The sequence below is a fragment of the Bordetella muralis genome (assembly GCF_054781015.1).
In genome coordinates this window covers 84,844-103,302 of record NZ_BAAGVF010000010.1, presented here as the reverse complement: position 1 = coordinate 103,302, position 18,459 = coordinate 84,844, and the positions used below count along the sequence as shown (strand labels likewise).

Genomic DNA, 18,459 nt, shown 5'->3' with positions numbered 1-18,459 from the left:
CTATACGCGCGCCAGATGCGGCGATAAGCCTTTGCCAATGGCATTACCGCTCCCGTTGGCGTTGCCAGCCACCACGGGCTCATAGCCCAGCGCCTCAGAAATGATACGGGCGGACTCGACCAGGAGCTGAATCCACTCGTCTTGCAAACGCTCGGCGGGGGCAGAAATCGACAGGCCGGCGACCAATTTGCCGGTATCGTCAAAAATACCGGCTGCAATACATCGCACGCCGAGTTCGAGTTCTTCGTTATCGCGGGCATAGCCATGGCGCCGCACCAGCGCCAGTTCGCGTTCCAGACGGTCAATATCAGTGAGACTGTTGCGGGTATGGCCAGCCAACCCGGTACGCAGTGCATACGCACGTACTTGCCGGTTATCGATCGTCGACAGAAAGAGTTTGCCGGTGGAGGTCAAATGCAAAGGCGCGCGGCCGCCAATGGCGCGCACCACCTGCATCCCCGAGCGCTCGCTCCATGCCCGGTCGATATAAACGATCTCGTCGCCTTGCTGGACCGACAGGTTAATGGTCTGGCCAGTCAGTTTGTGCAAGGAGCGCATCTGCGAAATCGCCGCCTCCCGGACGTTTAAGCGGCCTTTGACCAGGGAACCGAGTTCCAGCAAGCGCATACCCAGCTGGTACAAGCCGTTGTCCACACGCTCGACGTAGCGGCCCACCACGAGGTCGTTCAGGATCCGGTGGGCGGTGGATGCGTGCAAACCCGTCGTCGCAGACAGCTCTTTTAGTGTGACAGGATCCGAATGGGCAGCCAAAGCATCGAGCAGGCGCATGGCGCGCTCGATAACCTGAATAGCAATTGGCGACTGACCCGAAGGCCGTTCGCTATCGGAACCCGACGCAGTAACAGACATGGCAGTAGTCACAGTCAATAGAGGCGGGGCAGCAAAACAGCCCCTGGGTATATATTAATGCGGCAGCGCAGCATTAATGTCTTTCCCGTATTGTGAAATTTTGAGCGGGTTTTGGCAACTCCCTTATGCCGTGGCCCTGCGAATGCCGGCACACGACAGGGAACAGCCGCTCGATATGCGGGGCCGCACGTCCCGCTCAAGATCCCCTAGGGAGACAGCCGCCCGCCCAGGCGCAAGACTTCCTCACGGAGGTACGCCAGTGCGTCCGCCGCCTCGTCGGGGTTCCCCTTGACGCCCAGTTCCAGATGAGGCGTTTCGCCCACGCTGGGCAGACTGAACGCGCTCACGCCCGTCCAGCGCAATTGCAACGCCTGCATCACAGGAGCGATGCGGGATTCGGGCAAGCCAAAGGCCAGGAATGAATGCTCCACATGCGCTTGAGCGTGATGCAGCGCCTGATAGCGGGTATCCAGCGTCCATTCGAGCATCGGCCACGCCATGACGGGAAAACCAGGCAAAAACGTGTGCTCGTGAATAAAGAAGCCAGGAATCCGGTTGTAGGGATTGGGCACAATTTCACAGCCCTGGGGAAACATCCCCATTTGCAGGCGCTGCTGATTTTCCTCGGCAGCCATATCGGCGGGTGCTTTACCCTCGGCCGCCATTTCCGCCACGCGCTGCGTAATCGCTACCTCTGCCTCGGGATGCAGTGCCAACGGCAGATCCAGCGCTGCCGCGGCTGCCTGCCGGGTGTGATCGTCGGGCGTTGCGCCGATACCGCCGCAAGACAGGACGATGTCATCCGATGCAAAACTACGGCGCAACGCGGCCGTCAGGGTCTCGCGGTCATCGGGCAGAAACTCCGCCCCCGACAATCGCATGCCGCGCGCCGACAATAGTTCGATCACTTTAGCGAAATGCTTGTCCTGGCGACGGCCAGACAGAATCTCGTCGCCCACGACAATCAAACGGATGCGACGAGAGACGGAGGAGGATTGAGTCATTAATCGCCTCGAAAAACCTCGGCATGGATGCCAGGGAGAAACAGGAAAACCCTCAAGGGGATAGCTACAGCAGGATCAGGCCTCGATGACACGCTCGTCACGCAAGCGCCGCAGGGCTTCCAACCCATAATGGGCATTCACCAATCCTGCGTACACAGGCAATATGATCCAGGCCGGCGGCAGCAGATTCAACAACGCGCAAATCAGGCCTATCGTCCAGAACCCGAGGTTGTGCCGCTCGAGCAGAACGCGGCGTTCCTGGGGGCTGGCGTGTTCCACAATCGCGTCGACCCGCATCATGCGCGAGAACGCAAAAGCCCACCAGAACACCGACAGCACCACCCCCACGGGCGGAATCAACCAAAACGGCAAGGTCAGCAACCAGCCCGCGGCAAACACGCAACTGACCCAGATAGCGTTCCACACGCTATAGGCGGTGGCGTTTCGCCCCTGACGAGAGACTCCTACGTACTCGCGAGCGCTCACGTGCCGCAGCACCAGCGGCATCACAAAGATCGCCGCAATGGCCAACCCCAAGATCCCCGAGACGGGCAGCAAGATCACCACCGCGATAATCGGAACCAGGTACAGCTTGAGCGAAAACAGGCCGATACCGATCAACCAGGCATCCGCATCGTTAATAAACTGCCATTGCGACGCCTGCATATCCAGCCAGTCGGTCAGCGGCGTCCAAAACAGCCACAACAGCAGCAAGGCCCCCAACAAGGCGATCACAAAGGGCAGCAGTATCGCGAACAACATATTGGGATGGCATTGCGATACCAGGGCGCGCTTGAACGCCTGGGCAACACCCGCGGTTCCCACGGCAGCGGTACGAACAGAAGACGAGACAGCAGACTCGGGGCGAGGAGGAATCATGTCGCGAACCCGTTAATAGACATGCCGGGTATCATAGTCTCAAACACGCTTCGTTTTCATTGCCATGCCTTTGCTCGTACCCGGACCCGACACCTCTGCCCTGCGCACTGCCCTGCAATCAGGCACAGACGAAACCTGGCTCATCGCCTGTTTCTGTGCCGCCTGGTGCGACACCTGCACGCAATACCGCCCCAAGCTGGCCGCCCTGTCGGACAGCCAACCTGAGCGCGTCTATGCCTGGATCGATATCGAGGACCACCCCGACCTGCTCGGCGACGAAGATGTCGAGAATTTCCCTACGCTGCTGGTGCAACGCGGATCACGAACCTTGTTCTACGGCCCCATGCTGCCGCACATCGGTCACCTGGAACGCCTGCTGGAAAGCCTGACTCCTGACAGCCCAACGGTACCCACGCAATTACCCGACGTCATGGCGTTATTGCGGGAATAGCCAAGAACGGACGCATGCCGCGGCTATCAGGACGCGCCGCTATCGTCAGCCTTGCGCCCACCGCCCCCCAACAGCACACCCACTTGACGCTTTGGCGTGTTGGCCCGCGATTCAGACTTTGACTCTCCCGCCTGTAAAGGCGCCGCCGAAGGCTGATAGGGCTTGTAGAAGAAATCGTCGACGGGCTGACGCGGCGACGTATAGGAAGAGGACGAAGAATTCCCACGACGATCGCGGCTGCGGGAATGGCTGTCGCGCGTATGGCTGCGTACCACCAGTTCCTGAGGAACCTCGAGCTTGCCTCGAGGCACCGGACGTTTGGTCAGTTTCTCGATGTCCTGCAAATAACGCACCTCATCCGGCGTGAACAAGGCAATGGCCTCGCCCGAGGCGCCCGCGCGGCCCGTACGGCCGATACGGTGCACATAATCCTCGGCGTTGTGAGGCAGGTCATAGTTGATAACGCAGGGAACCCCCGCCACATCCAGACCGCGCGCAGCCACGTCAGTCGCCACGAGGACCTCGAGTTCGCCGGCCTTGAAGGCCTCGAGGGCCTTCATGCGATCGGCTTGGCTCTTGTCGCCGTGGATAGACTCGGCGCGCACACCGTCGCGCTCCAGCTCACGGGCCAGGCGGGCCGTGCCGATTTTGGTATTCGAAAATACGATAACCTGTTTCAGGCCACGCGATTTGACCAGATGCACCACCGCGGCGCGCTTGGCGTCACTGGGCATCTCGTACGCAATCTGACTCACCGTATCGGCCGTGGCATTGCGCGCTGCGACCTCGATTTCCACCGGCTGATTCAGATAGGTACGGCCCAGTTTGCGGATTTCGTTGCTAAACGTCGCCGAAAACAGCAACCCCTGCCGTTGCGCGGGCAGCAAACGGACGATGCGGTCCAGATCCGGCAAAAAGCCCATGTCCAACATGCGATCGGCCTCGTCCAGGACGAGAATGCCGACTTGGCTGAGGTTGACGGTTTTTTGTTCGACGTGATCCAGCAAACGGCCAGGCGTTGCGACCAGCACCTCGCATCCCCGGCGCAGCGCCTCTTTTTGAGGCCCGATATCGACACCGCCAAAGACCACCGCGCAACGCAACGGCGTGTGCTTGCTGTACCGTTTGACGCTCTCGTAGACCTGATCGGCGAGCTCACGCGTGGGAGCCAAAATCAGGGCTCGGACAGGGTGACGGGCCGGCGAAGCACTGCTGTTAGCCAACGGCATCAGGCGGTGCAAAATCGGCAGCGTGAACGCTGCGGTCTTGCCCGTACCGGTTTGAGCCGCCCCCATGACATCGCGTCCAGCGATAACCGCCGGCAACGCCTGGGCCTGAATCGGCGTAGGCGTGGTGTATCCGGTGTCGGCAACCGACTGGAGCAGTTGGGGATGCAGCCCGAACTCGGCAAAAGTCGGGATAGAAGAAGCGTCGGAGGTAGGGGCTGCGGAATGGGTAGAGTCAGTCATCAGGATGGGCAGATGCCGGGGCTACGAAAAAGAACAAAACGAGAAATGCTGCTATGCCCGGATTGCTGTGGATAACTTTATTTTAGCGCAACCGTGCATACTACCAGACATCGGCACCTATATCGAAGTCATGCGCGCCCGCATCGCGTCAACTGGCAAGCCAGCGCAAGCCCCACAAGGTGACCATCCCCGTCACGATGACCAGCACCGCGCTGCGACTGCGCAGGAAAACGATGATGCCCACCATGGCGGCCACCAGTCTATAGTCGAAAGCCGGCCCGGTATCGGCCCTCCAGGGCAGCAAATCCGGTACCAGAATGGCCGTCAATGCGGCGGCAGGCGCATAGCGCAGGGCGCGCCGGACGCCATCGGGCAAGGGAATGTAATCGCCAAACAGCATGAAACCCGCCCGGGTCAACACGCTGCAAAACGTCAGCAACAGAATGGCGGAATAAACGTAAATCTCGGACGGCCAGAAGGTCATGCTCGCCCTTTTTGGAGGAAACGCTCAGCCAGCATACCGGCCACAATCCCACAGATCACCGCTGCAGCCAGCCCCAGACGCAGAGGGAACAACTGCCCCACCCAGGCCACCAACCCCGCCGCCAGCATCGAGATCAGCATCGGCTTGGAATTGGCCAAAGGGATCGTAATGGCCAGCAGCGCCAATACCGCCGCGAAATCCAGCGACCAGTTTGAGGGCACCATACCGCCCAGATAGATGCCGACGATGGAAGATGATTGCCACACGATCCAGCCCGGCGCAATCGTGCCGAGGAAAAACCAGAGCTGTTCGCGTGTGCCGCGCTCGGCAGCGTCGCCATAACGAGGCATGAACAGCACGAACCCCATATCGGTCGTGAAATATCCCAGCCCCAGGCGCCGGGGCCAGGACAAATGACGGAAATACGGATGCAAGGCGGCGCCGAAAATAATAAAGCGCAAATTCACCACGCAGCCTGCCATGAAAATCAGCCATAGCGGCGCGCCAGCGGCGATCAGCGGCAAAGACGTCAGTTGAGCCGATCCGGCATACAAGAGCAGCGTCATGGCCAGGGCCATGGACTCGGTCAAACCGGATTTGACCATGGCCACGCCAGTCACCATCCCCCATGTTCCCGTGGCGATCAGCGCCGGGACGATGGCACGTATCCCTTGGCGGAACGCCGCAATGCGCTCCTGCCGGATCTGTTGAAGATCGTGGGCAGAATCAACAGGCACGGCGTGCCCCCTGGCGGATGGAACTGAACGGCATGGAACTCATCAAAGACAAACTCACGCACGCCAGCCTGTGCGGCGCGGCACCAAGTTGCAGGCAGCAACAAGCTTGGCACTGAAACGCGGCATTGTACCTCTGCCGCTTGATACAATAGGCGCCACTTGAAAGGGGAACACCATGTCGATGGCAGATCGCGACGGTTTCATCTGGTACGACGGCAAACTTGTCCCGTGGCGCGACGCCGCGACGCAGGTTCTGACGCATTCCCTGTATTCCGGCGGGCGCGATCCCAACCATGCGCACTGGCTGACTCCAGCCTGAAGCCTTACATCTTTAGCATCTCTTTTTTTCAGGAACCATAATGACCGCTGCCGCCCCTGCCGCTGCGCACGCACACGAAACCATCGAAGTCGGAGCCGAGGACCTGCCCGTCTATTGCCCTGGCCCGAAAGCCCCGCTCTGGAGCATGCATCCTCGCGTTTTCCTCGATGTGACGCACACAGGCTCGGCTCGCTGTGCCTACTGTGGCGCCGAGTACCGGCTCAAGCCCGGCACGGTCGTCCACGGTCACTGAACCCCTACTGCCCTCACCTGCCAGCCCAACACCGCCCCCATGTTCGCCACGCCAGAAGAAGCCGAACAAGCGTTTTACGAAGCGCTCGAGCAAGCTGATACCGCCCGACTCATGCAAATCTGGGCCGACGACGAAGAAATCATCTGCATTCACCCAGGTGGCTTGCGTGCGGTCGGCCATACGGCTGTGCACGAGTCCTGGCAACAGACATTGGCTGCTGGGCCGTTGCATATCCGGCCGCTGCGGCCGCAGATCATGCAAAGCATGATGTGTTCGATACATACGCTGGTCGAGCAAGTGTCGGTACGCACGCGCGGGGGCACGCAATACGCTCACTGCTACGCCACCAACATCTATCACAAAGGCCCAACCGGTTGGCGCATGGTCGTGCACCATGCCTCGCCGGCGCCCGCCGATGCCGGGGTACTGGATCTGCACGACGTGCCCGACCGACTGCATTAAGGCGGATAGCTCGCGTGTCCATCGCCCGACTCGACACCTCGCCCTGCCCAGTCCCAGCCTGGTTGCCTGATCGTCATAGTCAGACGATCTATGCCGCGCTGCTCGCGCAACACCACAGCATCGCTTTTGTCAGGCAACGCGTGGACACCCCGGACACCGACTTTATCGATATTGATTGGACCGGCCCGGGGCTGTTCCCCCATAAAAGCGCAGATGGCCAAGCCATCGCCAATGCCGCGCCGGTGGTGACCGGCAAGACCGCGGCGGCGCGCTGGATGACGGAGGCGGATTGGCTATCTCTGCCGCAAACTCCCGACACGCCTGCGTTGCTGTTGTTTCATGGCCTGGAGGGCGGCAGCACCAGCCGCTACGCACAATCCATTGCGCATCATTTCCGGGCGCGCGGCTGGATCGTGGCGATTGCGCATTTTCGGGGTTGCTCTGGCACACCGAATCGATTGGCGCGCGCTTATTATTCCGGGGATTCCGCCGAAGTCGGTTTCATGCTGGATACGGTTCGGGCACGCATTCCGCATGCGCGCTGGCATGCGGTCGGGGTATCACTGGGGGGCAATGCCCTCTTGAAATTTCTCGGCGAGCAGCAGGAACAGATGTCCTGGCTCGCTGCGTGTGCAGGCGTCTCGGTCCCGCTGGATCTGGTCGCGGGCGGCACCGCCTTGTCCCGCGGCGTGTTCAACCGCCGGGTCTACAGTGCCTATTTTCTCAAGACCATGAAACATAAGGTCCTGGAAAAGGCCAGGCGTTTTCCCGGCGCCATCGACGTCATGCGTATTGCGCATGCGCGCGATTTGCGCGATTTCGATGATGCGTACACGGCGCCGATGCACGGATTTCGCAACGCCCTGGATTATTGGACGCGCGCCTCCAGCAAGCCCTGGCTGGCCAGCATTGCCGTTCCCACATTAGTGCTGAACGCGCGCAATGATCCTTTCTTGCCGGAAAGCGCGCTGCCCATGCCGCGCGAGTGCTCGAATCAGGTGTTGCTGCACCAACCCGCCGAAGGCGGCCATGCCGGCTTTCCGACGGGCGCATTTCCGGCGCACCTGGGGTGGTTGCCACAACGGCTGGGACGTTTTTTCGAAACGGGGCAGTGAATCTGCCAGAGGAATCGAATCTCCTGCGGGATCGATTCCTCTGTGGATTGCCGCATTCTCACTGCGCGATCAACTCTTGAATCGCTCCAGCAGATCGCGCTCTTCGGCCAATCTGTCTTTGACCTCCCGGATCTGCACATCGATTTGCGATTGCTCGTAAAAATCCTTGGACATGCCACGTGCTTGCTGCAGCTGAGATTCTGCCGAGGCATAGGCCCCTGTCAACACATAGTACCGAGCCATATCGCGGCGCGCCTGCACGGGTTGGCCGTTGCGCTCCTCGCTGTTTGCCAACATCTGATACAGGCCAGGCTCGTCATCACCCCATTGATTGATGCGTTGACGCAAATACGCCTGCGCATCGGCATGACGGCCTACGCCCTGCAGGGCCTGGGCGTAGGCGATGCCTAGCGCACGCTGCTGCGGCCAGCGCTTGACGGCCGCAGATGCCAACTGCAAAGCTTGCGCATTGTCTTTGCGGGCCGCGGCAAGGTCGATGCCGAGTCGTGCCAACTGCGGGGCGCTCCGCCCACCGGCCTCGGCCTGATTGAGAAAATTCTGGGCATCGTCCAGGTTATTGCGCTGAAACGCCTGCAAGGCCAGACCATAATTTGCCGCCGACTGCCGTACGCCGGTCAATCTGGCGGCCTCATCCTGCAATACTTGATTCGCCGTACGCAAACTGACGGCATCGCGCCCCTGGATCACCCGCATTTTTGCCCGGATGTACCAGTAATCGTCACTATCTGCGTAATTTTCGGACGGCAAGCTGCGAGCCCGGTTCTGTACGTCAGACATCCGCTCGATCGACAAGGGGTGAGTACTGGCCCAGGCGCCACCGCCCGTCCCTTCATTCAAACGCGATGCGCCCATCAGGCGCGAAAACATGCGCACCATGCCCTGGGGGTCATAACCTGCCTTGGTCAGCATGACAAATCCAGCCCGGTCTGCTTCGCGCTCGGCATCGCGCGAAAAACCCAGCTGTTGATTGATCGCGGCAGCCTGCCCGAAGGCGGCCACACCCATGGCCAGATTGCCGCCTCCGCCGGCCAGGGCGGCCAGCAATGCTGCAGCCAGACTGGCCATCATGACGACACCGCTCTGGCTTTGCTGCGTCATGCCGCGCGCAATATGGCGCTGCACCACGTGTCCGATTTCGTGGGCCAACACCGACGCCAGTTCGGCCTCGCTGGTAGACTCGACAATCAACCCGCTGTTGACGCCGATGAACCCGCCTGGCATGGCAAAGGCGTTGATCTGGGGGTCTCGCACGCCGAACATTTCGACGTCAGGCACCGCTCCAGGGGCAAAGGACGCCAGCTTGCGCCCCATGGTCGTCAGGTATTGAGTGACTTCGGGATCGTTGATGTAGGTAGGGTCGCGCCTGCCCTGCGCCATGATCGCCTCGCCGAGTTGGCGCTCCAGCGCGGGCGACAAGTCTGCCGACGAAGCCGCGCCCATGGACGGCAGGCCCACAGGCTGAGCGCTGGCAGGCGCAAAAGGCATGACCAAGCTCAAACTGAGGGCGCCGGCCAGGCAGCGCTTCACCATTGATGTCGAAATTATCGAATAACTGCGGTTCATGGCAATATGATAGCGATCGCCAGCAAAAGTTTTGGCAGATCGTTCAATTTTCTATTGAGGTTCTCTCTCATGCGCCCGATTCGCAAGGCCGTATTCCCCGTTGCGGGAATGGGTACGCGTTTTCTGCCGGCCACCAAGGCAATGCCCAAAGAAATGTTGCCTGTCGTCGACAAACCATTAATTCAGTACGCCGTCGAAGAAGCATTGGCCGCCGGAATCACCGACTTGATTTTCGTTACGGGCCGCAATAAACGCGCGATCGAAGACCATTTCGATTCGGCCCCGGAACTCGAGGCCGAGTTGGCGCGCAAGGGTAAAGACGAGTTGCTGGACATGGTGCGAAGTATTTTGCCAGCCCACATCAATTGCCTCTACATCCGGCAATCGGCGCCGCTGGGGCTGGGCCATGCGGTGCTTACGGCCGCACCGGCGGTGGGCAACGAGCCTTTTGCAGTACTACTGGCCGACGACCTGATCGATGCGGAGACGCCTGTTTTGAAGCAGCTCATCGACACGGCCTATGCCCAGAATGCCAGCGTGGTGGCCGTGCAGGATGTCCCTCGCGCAGACACCGGCAAATATGGCATCGTGGGGACCCGCGCGCTAGATCACCGTACGGCCCGGATTACGCGCATAGTCGAGAAACCCACTCCGGAGGAAGCGCCATCAACGCTTGCCGTGGTGGGGCGTTATGTGCTTGAAGCGGAAATCTTCGCTCATCTCAGAGCGACGCAGGCCGGCGCGAATAATGAAATCCAGCTGACAGATGGCATTGCGTCGATGCTGGGTGAGTGTTCGGTCTGGGCGCATCGGTACGAAGGGCAGCGGTATGACTGCGGAAACAAGGAGGGAATGTTTCAGGCGACCGTGGCGTTGGGACGGAAGTATCACGGGCTGACTGATACATAGCGGCGCACAGGGGAATGAGCCCCTTGGCATGAATCAAGGGGTGATGACCGATTTGTCCGGCTGGACTTGTGCGGATTGGCGTTGCCGGGCGCGAGCTTGGCGGTCTTCGGGGCGAAGGCGGCCTTTGCCAGAGAGGCGCATCAAGGTGCCTAGCGCGACCATCAGGCCAAAGACCTCCACCAGGGCAGCGGGTATCCACATGGTCAGGCCGCCGATAGTTTGGTCGGTTTGGGCGGACATGGCGATGGCGCGGCCACAGAGTTCGAACAAGGGGTAGATGTCGGACTCGGTGAAGGCAATGACAGCGCCGGCGACCATTTGGGGGGCCATGGTCAGGACGGGGGAAATCACGCGGCCGCCAGGGCTCATGGCGGCGGGCGGGCTGGGGCGGCGATCCAGGATCAGGTTCCAATACATGAACCCGCTGATGACGACGGACCAATTCATCAGACGGTATAAACGCCAATCCAGCATGGAATAAAACTGGACGGACGGGATCAGCCAGATCAGGACGAGAAAGACAAAGAGCGCCGGAACGAAGTACTTGTTGGTCAATACGGCGACGATGAGACGGCCGCTGGCCGTGCGCAGGAAACCGCGCAAGCGTACTCGCCAAGCCAGAGGTAAGCCCGCCCGCATGACGGAACCAGGGAAGGCGGCCATCACCAGCAGCGGCCCCAGATGATGCAGGACCAGGTGCTGTATACGATGTATGAAGAACATACGCTCGGCGTAGTAGTCGACCCGCGTGTGCAGGGATAGGTAGAGCAACACCATGCCGGCCCAGAATAGAAACTGGCGGGCTTTGGTGACACGATGTACGCGCTGGCCGCGCAAGAACAACACGATGGCGGCCACGAATGCGGCCACCAAGGTGGGGGAAAATTCCCATGGAACGAGCCAGCCTAAACTATCCATGCCAAGATCCGTTGAGCCCGACGATGCGTTCATTGTAAGGGAGACCGTTCTGCGCCTTTGGGATGTACGCGAAAACGATAGCGCCTCCGGTTCAACCCGCTACGGCGACTTGATTTTGCCGATGGTACGAGGCCGTACAAACGGGTTTGCGTGACTACGGCCGCGTGGATTTTGCAGAACTGGGTGAGCTCTGCGGCAAGTTGATGAAGAAACAGGCTGGCTTGAGAAAGGCAGCGCCGTTGCAGCGCTGCCTCGGATGATCACGCCGTCGCGACAGCGGCGACGTTGGTCGGGTTGGCCGATGCGCCAAAATGCACGTGGCGAACGGCAGGGTTGGCCTGCAAGCGGCGAGCCTGCGACATGAGCTCGGCACGGAGCTCGGGGGGACAATTAACGGTAATGCACGCAGACGCGTAGTCGGCGTCGCGGCTGGAGTCGATTTGGAATTGGGCAACGTCGAGCCCGGCCGCACCAAAGTCCAGACAGACTTGCTTGCGTACGGCACCCAAGGCATCGCGCGGACACACGATGGTCAATCGCGACGTACCGTGACGGCGATGGAGCGAGCTGGCGCGGTCCACACCAGCGCGGCGCATGAACAGATCAAATAAACGCATGGCAGCCTCCCGATAAAGCTCGGAGCGTTCAAACGAATACGCACGCGCCTATCCAGCGGCCATACGCTAGACGCACAAACGAGGCGCGGCTACGCAGGCTGCGATAAGACAGCGGCGGTTCTGGCGGTTTGGTGGGGATGTGACAACCAAGAACTGGTTGTCATAACCGCACCCTGCACTGGCAGGATGCGGCAGAAGGAGATTCTGCGGAGATCCTGTCAGGCAGCGACGTCGATGCAAGATCGACTACTGTCGCCGGAATCGGTATTCACAGAACAACTCCGAATGATGTAAACAGGTTGATTTTACGCGAACTTCGACTCGATAACAAGGGTTTTCCCGAAATTGTGTCAACGGCTCGCTTTCAAGCCATGCCGGTCTTTCCGGCGCAGGCCGATTTTCGGGTTCCCAAAATCAAGCCCAAAAATGCCAGGCCAGATACAGCACAAACACCCCATACAAGCCGCCTACGCCAGCCAGGCCGGTAACGCTCATGCTGGCGCGGCGAAAACGTATCCACAGTATCGAAATGGAAGCCAAGGTCAGCAGGCCTGCCATCAATAATGGGGCATCAAGCAACCACGGCGTCATGGCGATACCCAAGGCGCTGGGAATGGTGGCCTGGATCATCATGGCGCCCGAGATGTTGGCCAAAGCGAGGCGTTCTTTGCCCTGGCGTACCCAGATCAAGGCGTTCATGATCTCGGGCAACTCGGTCGCCACAGGCGCCAGCAGCAATGCGGCCAGATGCGCAGAGGCGCCAAATGCGATGCCCAACAACTCAATCTGATTCACAAACACGTGGGACGCACCCGCAATCACGGCAAGTGCCAGGACGGTTTGCACACAGGCCCAAGCCATGGAGGGGTTCTGGTCGCTGGGCCGCAGTTTCAACGGCTCGAGATCCTCGCAGTCCAGACAGGCCTCGTCGTTGGACAACTCGCGTTTGACATAAAGCGCATATACCCCGACAAACAGCAGGGCTAGCCAGGGTTTCCAGGCAAACACGAGGAGCCCCAATCCGACCTTGAAGACAAACACGCCCATGAACCACGCCTGGTCGCGTGCCAGCCTGGGTTGATCGGCGTTGATGCAGTCAGTGCGCCGTGCTCGCCACAGGGTCAGGCCAACCACAGCATACGCCAGGGTGGCCAACACCAGCGGCCCGCCCATGGCGGCGCCGACGCCTATGTCTTTTTGCTCTGGAGAGGAGCCGAACACCACGGCCATGAACGTGACGGCGCTTTCGGGCAAAGCGGTGCCGAACGCAGCGAGCACGGTGCCGGTCGCAGTCGCGCCCAGGTTCAGTCTATGACCTACCCACTCGATACCGTTGACGAAATACTCGCAGGCAAAATAGATAACCAGCGCAGAGAGGAAAAACAGCAACAGGGTGAGAAACATGATGCACAGCCGGACGAGCAGATACCAATGGCGCGACAATGCGGCTCGCCCGGCAAGGTGAACGCACTGCGGCCAAAGGTCTCGCCTGGCTGATCCGGCCGCGCGCAAGGCCGCAGCTCGGGAGCCGTCAGCGCCATGGGGGTCAAGACCACCAAGTCTGTTGACGCTGACTCCTTTGGGGATCAAAGGATGGCTACTCCCCAATGACAGTGGGCAGGATTGTAGCAGCCGCTCCAACGATGCACGTTGCACAAGGATGACAGGGAACGGGATATTTGCTGACGCCGTGCCGCCCTCGCCGTGGTGTTCATGAGCCCTGCCTGAACGCGCGGTGCCGATAAGCCGCTGCTGCCTTGGCGGTATGCGGCGCAGACAGAAAATCAGACGCCGATTGAGACATTTCTGCCCTGCCTGGACGCGATGGGTCGCGGTAAAGTGAGTGGGTTTTCATTATTGATGGCCTCGCCGACTTTGCCATGAGCCTGCCCTGCACTGATATCGCTCCATTCGTAGAACGCCGTCGACGCTTGTTGGCCCATATGCGGGCGGCAGGCGGCGGGATCGCGGTGCTGTCCACAGCCCCTCATGCGCAGCGTAACCACGACGCTGAATATCCGTATCGGCATGACAGCGATTTTTATTATCTGACGGGCTTCATAGAGCCCGAGGCATGGCTGGTGCTGGTCGCTGGCATCACAGATCGTGCCATTCTGTTTTGCCGGGCAAAACATCCAGAGCAAGAAATCTGGGAAGGGTACCGCTGCGGCCCGGATGCCGCCGTGACGCGCTATGGATTCGACGAGGCCTATGCCACAGATGAACTGGATACGTTGTTGCCCGCGTTGTTATCGGATCAACCCACGCTGTACCGCTCCTTTGCGGCGGCCGGATCGGTCGAGCGCAAGCTGCGGCACTGGCTGCTCCAAGCCGAACAGCAGGGGCGCGGCCGGCGTCTGGCGCCTGGCCGCATCCAGGACCTGCGACCCATACTGGCCGATATGCGCGTGATCAAGGACGCGAGCGAAATCGCCGCCATGCGCCAGGCGGCGCGTATTTCGGCGGGCGCCCATACGCGCGCCATGCGGGCCGCCCGGCCCGGTATGCACGAATACCAATTGGAAGCCGAGCTGTTGTACGAGTTTCGGCGTCATGGAGCCCAGTCGCCCGCCTATCCCAGCATCGTGGCTGCGGGCGCCAATGCGTGTGTGTTGCACTACGCTGCGGGCGATACCGTACTGCGTGATGGCGACCTGGTATTGATAGACGCTGGCTGTGAATATGACAGCTATGCGTCGGACATTACCCGCACATTCCCCGCCAACGGACGATTTACGGGCCCCCAACGCACGCTCTATGACTTGACGGCCGCTGCACAGCAGGCCGCTGTGCAGGCGACGGCGCCAGGGCGCAGTTGGAACGATGCTCATGAGGCCGCGGTGCGTGTGCTGGCCCAAGGCATGCTGGACGAGGGGCTGCTGCACGGCTCTCTGGATGGCGTATTGGAATCGACCGCCTATACGCGTTTTTACATGCACCGCACCGGCCATTGGCTGGGGCTGGACGTGCATGATGTGGGCGACTATAGACAGGGTTCAGTCTCGGAGCAGGATCGCCCCTGGCGGTCGCTGGCGGCCGGCATGGTGCTCACGATCGAACCGGGCATTTATGTGCGCGAGGCAGCGGACGTGCCCGAGGCATTCTGGAATATCGGTATCCGCATCGAAGACGACGCGCTGGTCACTGCAGAGGGCTGTGAGCTGATCACGCGAGGTGTGCCGGTCGACGCCAGAGAGATCGAGGCGCTGATGCGGGAATAATCCAAACGGCTACAGCACGTATCCGTCCAGCCATCCCATCGCCGTCCAGGTGTACACCACCACCATGGCGATGGCGAACATGCCTACGATGGCGCCTATCAGCGTCCCGACAATCGCCACTAACACCGGCCCCAGCCCTGTATGGGTCACCCGTCCCTGACCAGGGTGATACAGGCGATCGAATTTCTCGTCCGGCATGAGGCTGAATACCACCCCCTCGATGAAACCGTCGATCATCGGGATGAACAACAGGAAAAACACGGGATTGTCATACCACACTGGAAACTGTGCCGCCGCCACCAGGCAAACAACGGCAGCCAACGTCACCAGCCAGGCATAACGCCGCCTCAGGTACCACCAATGCGCTCCGAAACCACCCAGAAAACAGGCGAGCAGCCCCAGCACGACTTTGTTGCGAGGACGAGGCATTGCTGCGGGCGCGGAGAATGGGACGGATGTCATGGTGAGATTGTAAAGGTGGACGGTAAAATTCGACGATGACTCAGTCTGCTTACGATATCGCGATTTTGGGCGCCGGCCCGGTTGGCCATGTGCTGGCACTCTTGTTAGCACGGCATACCGCGCAACCGCAACGCATTGCCTTGCTGGCGGGATCGGCAGCGCCGGCCGCACAAGCGCCGTCCCCCGCGACGGATCCCCGTGTGCTGGCGATGAACCACGGCAGCCGGGTCTTGTTGGAATCTTTGCAGGCCTGGCCTGGCCGGGCGGCAGATATCCGCCATGTTCACGTCTCCCAGCGCGGACGGCTGGGCAGCACGGTTATTCATTCTGATAATTTTCAGGTGCCGCGCCTGGGCAGCGTCGTGTCGTATGCCGAATTGCACGCCACCCTGCAAAACTGCGTCAAGGCGAGCGGCGTAACGGTGCTGCATGGCCCCCCTGCCCATGTCCACCGCCAGGATAATCAGAGAATTCAGGTTCGACAGGGCGACACTGAGCTGCTGTGCAGCGTCGCCGTGCTATCCGACGGCAGCAGCGGCGCCGATGTACGGCGTGAATATAGCCAGCATGCCATTGTCACGAGCGCTCAGGCGACGCTGCCTCGGCCTGCTTGGGCGTGGGAACGCTTCACGCGCGAAGGGCCGTTGGCCTTGCTCCCTCACCCTCTCAATGCGCAGGCCTATTCGGTCGTCTGGTGCAGCGCCCCCGAGCGTGCTGCCGAACTGGTGCGACTGGATGATGCGGCGTTCTCGGCTGCCTTGAGTACGGCATTCGGGACTCGGTTAGGCCGCCTGTCCAGCGATGCTCCACGTCATGTATTCCCCTTGGCGCTCAATGCCCGGCGCACGCTGGTCCAAGGCCGCGTCGTCGCGATAGGCAATGCGGCCCAGACGTTGCACCCGGTGGCAGGCCAGGGGCTGAATCTCGGGTTGCGCGACGCCGCGCGCCTGGCGCAGGTGCTGTCCGGTTGGCTGAGTTCTCCCGCGGGGGATCCGGCCGCCAAGCTGGCGGAATTCGCCAGTTCACGCCTTGCCGACCGTTGGATTACGGCCGGATTGACCGATTTGATGCCGCGCGCCTTTGCGACGGGGCTCGCGCCTGTCGAGCACGCCTGCGGGGCGGGTTTGTTGGCATTGGATCTGGCTGCCCCCCTGCGAGCCCCCTTGGCACGTCATTTATTACAGGGTCTGCGTTCCTAGCCCATGGAATACGACCCTCATTGCCTTCGATCCTCGTGACAGAGATGCCCGATACGGACTGACGTCCGCGGTAAATCGGCGTGCCCGGAACCGGAGGATTACCGACGAATTGTAGGAGCAGCCTGTTTCGTGCCAAAAGACGCCCTCCCGGTCGGTTAAAATGTGCGCATGCGTATCGGCCCGTGGACCCTTTCCAATAATGTTCTGGTCGCCCCCATGGCGGGGGTGACGGATCGTCCTTTCCGTCAATTGTGTAAACGGCTGGGCGCAGGCTACGCGGTGTCGGAGATGGCCGCGAGCAATCCGCGCCTGTGGGACAGCGTCAAGACGTCCCGCCGTTTGAATCACGACGGTGAAATCGCCCCGGTGGCAGTCCAGATCGCGGGGGCGGACCCCGCCATGATGGCCGAAGCGGCCGCATTCAATGCCGAACGCGGCGCGCGCATCATCGATATCAATATGGGTTGCCCGGCCAAGAAAGTGTGTAGCCTGGCCTCGGGCTCGGCTCTGCTGCGCGACGAAGACCTGGTATCCCGCATACTGGATGCGGTGGTAGAGGCATGCGCACCATTGGGCGTGCCCGTCACGCTGAAAACCCGCACCGGATGGGATCGCGAGCATCGCAATGCATTGCACGTGGCGCGACGCGCCCAGGATGCCGGCATAGCCGCCCTGGCGCTGCATGGCCGCACGCGCGCCGATCTCTATACCGGCGAGGCCGAGTACGACACGATACGCGCCGTCAAGGCCGAACTGTCCATTCCCGTCGTCGCCAATGGCGACATCGATTCCCCGGAAAAAGCACGCTATGTGCTGGATTACACAGGCGCCGATGCCGTCATGATCGGCCGGGCTGCCCAAGGCCGGCCGTGGATTTTCCGCGAGATTGACCACTATCTGCGCACCGGCGAGACCCTGGCGCCGCCGTCTTACGAAGAAATGCGCGACCTGCTGCTCGAGCATCTGGATGATCATTACCGTTTTTACGGTGAACATACCGGTGTCCGGTCGGCACGCAAACACATCGGCTGGTACGTAGAGGGCCTGCCCGGCGCAGACCTGTTTTGCGACCGCATGAACCAGATCGACAACACGCACGAGCAATGGCGGGCGGTGTCGGACTGGTTCGACGAACTCACTCGCGGCGACCCGGCACCACCGGTTTTCGCCGCGCAACCGCTGCTGGCGGCGTGATCCGCCTCCCACCTCCAACTATAAAATCTGTACAAATGAGTAAGAATGATGTCCTGGAAGACTGCGTGCGCGCCAGCCTGGCGCGCTATTTCGAAGACCTGGGTGACTCCGAGCCCCACGACATGTGGGACATGGTGATGCGTTGCGTCGAACGCCCGGTGCTCGAAGTCGCGCTGGAACGTTCCGGCGGCAACCAATCCCGCGCCTCCGAAATACTGGGCATCACGCGCAATACCCTGCGCAAAAAACTCCAGGCACACAACATCCAGCCGTAAGCCTTTCGCGCGCTGCGCCTCTGAACGCTTTTTTTCT

The 18,459-nt window shown here is 60.8% G+C and carries 20 protein-coding genes, 1 pseudogene and 1 riboswitch; of the genes and pseudogenes, 10 read left to right on the top strand and 11 right to left on the bottom strand.

Annotated features, from left to right (window positions below):
- From ACYVIT_RS25105 to ACYVIT_RS25095, 3 genes are all read right to left on the bottom strand, one after another.
- The gene (locus ACYVIT_RS25105; protein WP_415805727.1) at window positions 1–870 is read right to left on the bottom strand and encodes an IclR family transcriptional regulator; all 870 of its coding nucleotides are present in this window, start codon (window positions 868–870) and stop codon (window positions 1–3) included.
- Between the two features lie 206 nt (window positions 871–1,076).
- Window positions 1,077–1,874: a competence/damage-inducible protein A gene (locus tag ACYVIT_RS25100; RefSeq protein WP_415805726.1), complete on the bottom strand. Its 798-nt coding sequence runs from the start codon at window positions 1,872–1,874 to the stop codon at window positions 1,077–1,079.
- Window positions 1,875–1,949: 75 nt separating this feature from the next.
- Window positions 1,950–2,753 (bottom strand): EI24 domain-containing protein, encoded by an 804-nt coding sequence (locus ACYVIT_RS25095; RefSeq protein ID WP_415805725.1) that lies wholly within the window; start codon window positions 2,751–2,753, stop codon window positions 1,950–1,952.
- 64 nt (window positions 2,754–2,817) lie between these two features.
- Here ACYVIT_RS25095 and ACYVIT_RS25090 point away from each other — a divergent pair, with 64 nt between their 5' ends.
- Complete coding sequence (locus tag ACYVIT_RS25090) at window positions 2,818–3,204, top strand: thioredoxin family protein (RefSeq protein ID WP_415805724.1); 387 nt, start codon at window positions 2,818–2,820, stop codon at window positions 3,202–3,204.
- A 26-nt stretch (window positions 3,205–3,230) separates the two neighbouring features.
- Here ACYVIT_RS25090 and ACYVIT_RS25085 read toward each other — a convergent pair whose 3' ends face one another.
- The 3 genes from ACYVIT_RS25085 to ACYVIT_RS25075 form a co-directional block, all read right to left on the bottom strand.
- Entirely contained in the window at window positions 3,231–4,673 is a 1,443-nt protein-coding gene (locus ACYVIT_RS25085) for a DEAD/DEAH box helicase (RefSeq protein ID WP_415805723.1), read from the bottom strand.
- Between the two features lie 148 nt (window positions 4,674–4,821).
- Complete coding sequence (locus tag ACYVIT_RS25080) at window positions 4,822–5,157, bottom strand: AzlD domain-containing protein (RefSeq protein WP_415805722.1); 336 nt, start codon at window positions 5,155–5,157, stop codon at window positions 4,822–4,824.
- On the bottom strand, window positions 5,154–5,825 hold the full coding sequence (locus ACYVIT_RS25075; RefSeq protein ID WP_415805803.1) for an AzlC family ABC transporter permease: 672 nt from the start codon (window positions 5,823–5,825) through the stop codon (window positions 5,154–5,156). The genes ACYVIT_RS25080 and ACYVIT_RS25075 overlap by 4 nt, the downstream gene beginning before the upstream one ends.
- 244 nt (window positions 5,826–6,069) lie before the next feature.
- On the opposite strand from ACYVIT_RS25075, the pseudogene ACYVIT_RS25070 reads away from it, so the two are divergent.
- The 4 genes and pseudogenes from ACYVIT_RS25070 to ACYVIT_RS25055 all read left to right on the top strand — a co-directional run.
- Window positions 6,070–6,171: pseudogene (locus ACYVIT_RS25070) on the top strand (branched chain amino acid aminotransferase); the annotation flags it as partial.
- Between the two features lie 82 nt (window positions 6,172–6,253).
- Window positions 6,254–6,466 carry a zinc-finger domain-containing protein gene (locus tag ACYVIT_RS25065; RefSeq protein ID WP_094820005.1) on the top strand — a complete coding sequence of 71 codons (213 nt, stop codon included), beginning with the start codon at window positions 6,254–6,256 and terminating at the stop codon, window positions 6,464–6,466.
- 39 nt (window positions 6,467–6,505) lie between these two features.
- Window positions 6,506–6,928, top strand: a complete 423-nt coding sequence (locus ACYVIT_RS25060; protein WP_094820004.1) for a YybH family protein — start codon at window positions 6,506–6,508, stop codon at window positions 6,926–6,928.
- A 14-nt stretch (window positions 6,929–6,942) separates the two neighbouring features.
- Window positions 6,943–8,043: a YheT family hydrolase gene (locus ACYVIT_RS25055; protein WP_415805721.1), complete on the top strand. Its 1,101-nt coding sequence runs from the start codon at window positions 6,943–6,945 to the stop codon at window positions 8,041–8,043.
- Between the two features lie 69 nt (window positions 8,044–8,112).
- Here the strand turns inward: ACYVIT_RS25055 and ACYVIT_RS25050 are convergent, their stop codons facing one another.
- Window positions 8,113–9,627: a M48 family metalloprotease gene (locus ACYVIT_RS25050; RefSeq protein ID WP_415805720.1), complete on the bottom strand. Its 1,515-nt coding sequence runs from the start codon at window positions 9,625–9,627 to the stop codon at window positions 8,113–8,115.
- Between the two features lie 69 nt (window positions 9,628–9,696).
- Between ACYVIT_RS25050 and galU the strand changes: the two genes are divergently transcribed.
- The gene (galU, locus tag ACYVIT_RS25045; RefSeq protein WP_415805719.1) at window positions 9,697–10,536 is read left to right on the top strand and encodes a UTP--glucose-1-phosphate uridylyltransferase GalU; all 840 of its coding nucleotides are present in this window, start codon (window positions 9,697–9,699) and stop codon (window positions 10,534–10,536) included.
- Between the two features lie 33 nt (window positions 10,537–10,569).
- Here the strand turns inward: galU and ACYVIT_RS25040 are convergent, their stop codons facing one another.
- From ACYVIT_RS25040 to ACYVIT_RS25030, 3 genes are all read right to left on the bottom strand, one after another.
- A complete protein-coding gene (locus ACYVIT_RS25040; RefSeq protein WP_415805718.1) occupies window positions 10,570–11,454 on the bottom strand; it encodes a cytochrome c oxidase assembly protein in 885 nt (294 codons plus the stop codon).
- Window positions 11,455–11,714: 260 nt separating this feature from the next.
- On the bottom strand, window positions 11,715–12,071 hold the full coding sequence (locus tag ACYVIT_RS25035) for a hypothetical protein (protein WP_415805717.1): 357 nt from the start codon (window positions 12,069–12,071) through the stop codon (window positions 11,715–11,717).
- 414 nt (window positions 12,072–12,485) lie between these two features.
- Window positions 12,486–13,475: a sodium:calcium antiporter gene (locus tag ACYVIT_RS25030; protein ID WP_415805716.1), complete on the bottom strand. Its 990-nt coding sequence runs from the start codon at window positions 13,473–13,475 to the stop codon at window positions 12,486–12,488.
- A 42-nt stretch (window positions 13,476–13,517) separates the two neighbouring features.
- A riboswitch (yybP-ykoY riboswitch) is annotated at window positions 13,518–13,689 on the bottom strand.
- A gap of 262 nt (window positions 13,690–13,951) precedes the next feature.
- Here ACYVIT_RS25030 and ACYVIT_RS25025 point away from each other — a divergent pair.
- Complete coding sequence (locus tag ACYVIT_RS25025; protein WP_415805715.1) at window positions 13,952–15,292, top strand: aminopeptidase P N-terminal domain-containing protein; 1,341 nt, start codon at window positions 13,952–13,954, stop codon at window positions 15,290–15,292.
- A gap of 9 nt (window positions 15,293–15,301) precedes the next feature.
- On the opposite strand, the gene ACYVIT_RS25020 is transcribed toward ACYVIT_RS25025, so the two are convergent.
- Complete coding sequence (locus ACYVIT_RS25020) at window positions 15,302–15,754, bottom strand: NINE protein (protein ID WP_415805714.1); 453 nt, start codon at window positions 15,752–15,754, stop codon at window positions 15,302–15,304.
- Between the two features lie 35 nt (window positions 15,755–15,789).
- On the opposite strand from ACYVIT_RS25020, the gene ACYVIT_RS25015 reads away from it, so the two are divergent.
- From ACYVIT_RS25015 to ACYVIT_RS25005, 3 genes are all read left to right on the top strand, one after another.
- Entirely contained in the window at window positions 15,790–16,953 is a 1,164-nt protein-coding gene (locus tag ACYVIT_RS25015; protein ID WP_415805713.1) for a UbiH/UbiF/VisC/COQ6 family ubiquinone biosynthesis hydroxylase, read from the top strand.
- A gap of 168 nt (window positions 16,954–17,121) precedes the next feature.
- Window positions 17,122–18,147, top strand: a complete 1,026-nt coding sequence (gene dusB / locus ACYVIT_RS25010) for a tRNA dihydrouridine synthase DusB (protein ID WP_415805712.1) — start codon at window positions 17,122–17,124, stop codon at window positions 18,145–18,147.
- A 35-nt stretch (window positions 18,148–18,182) separates the two neighbouring features.
- Window positions 18,183–18,422, top strand: coding sequence for a helix-turn-helix domain-containing protein (locus tag ACYVIT_RS25005; protein WP_094819995.1), 240 nt, complete (start codon window positions 18,183–18,185; stop codon window positions 18,420–18,422).
- The last annotated feature ends 37 nt before the right edge of the window (window positions 18,423–18,459 follow it).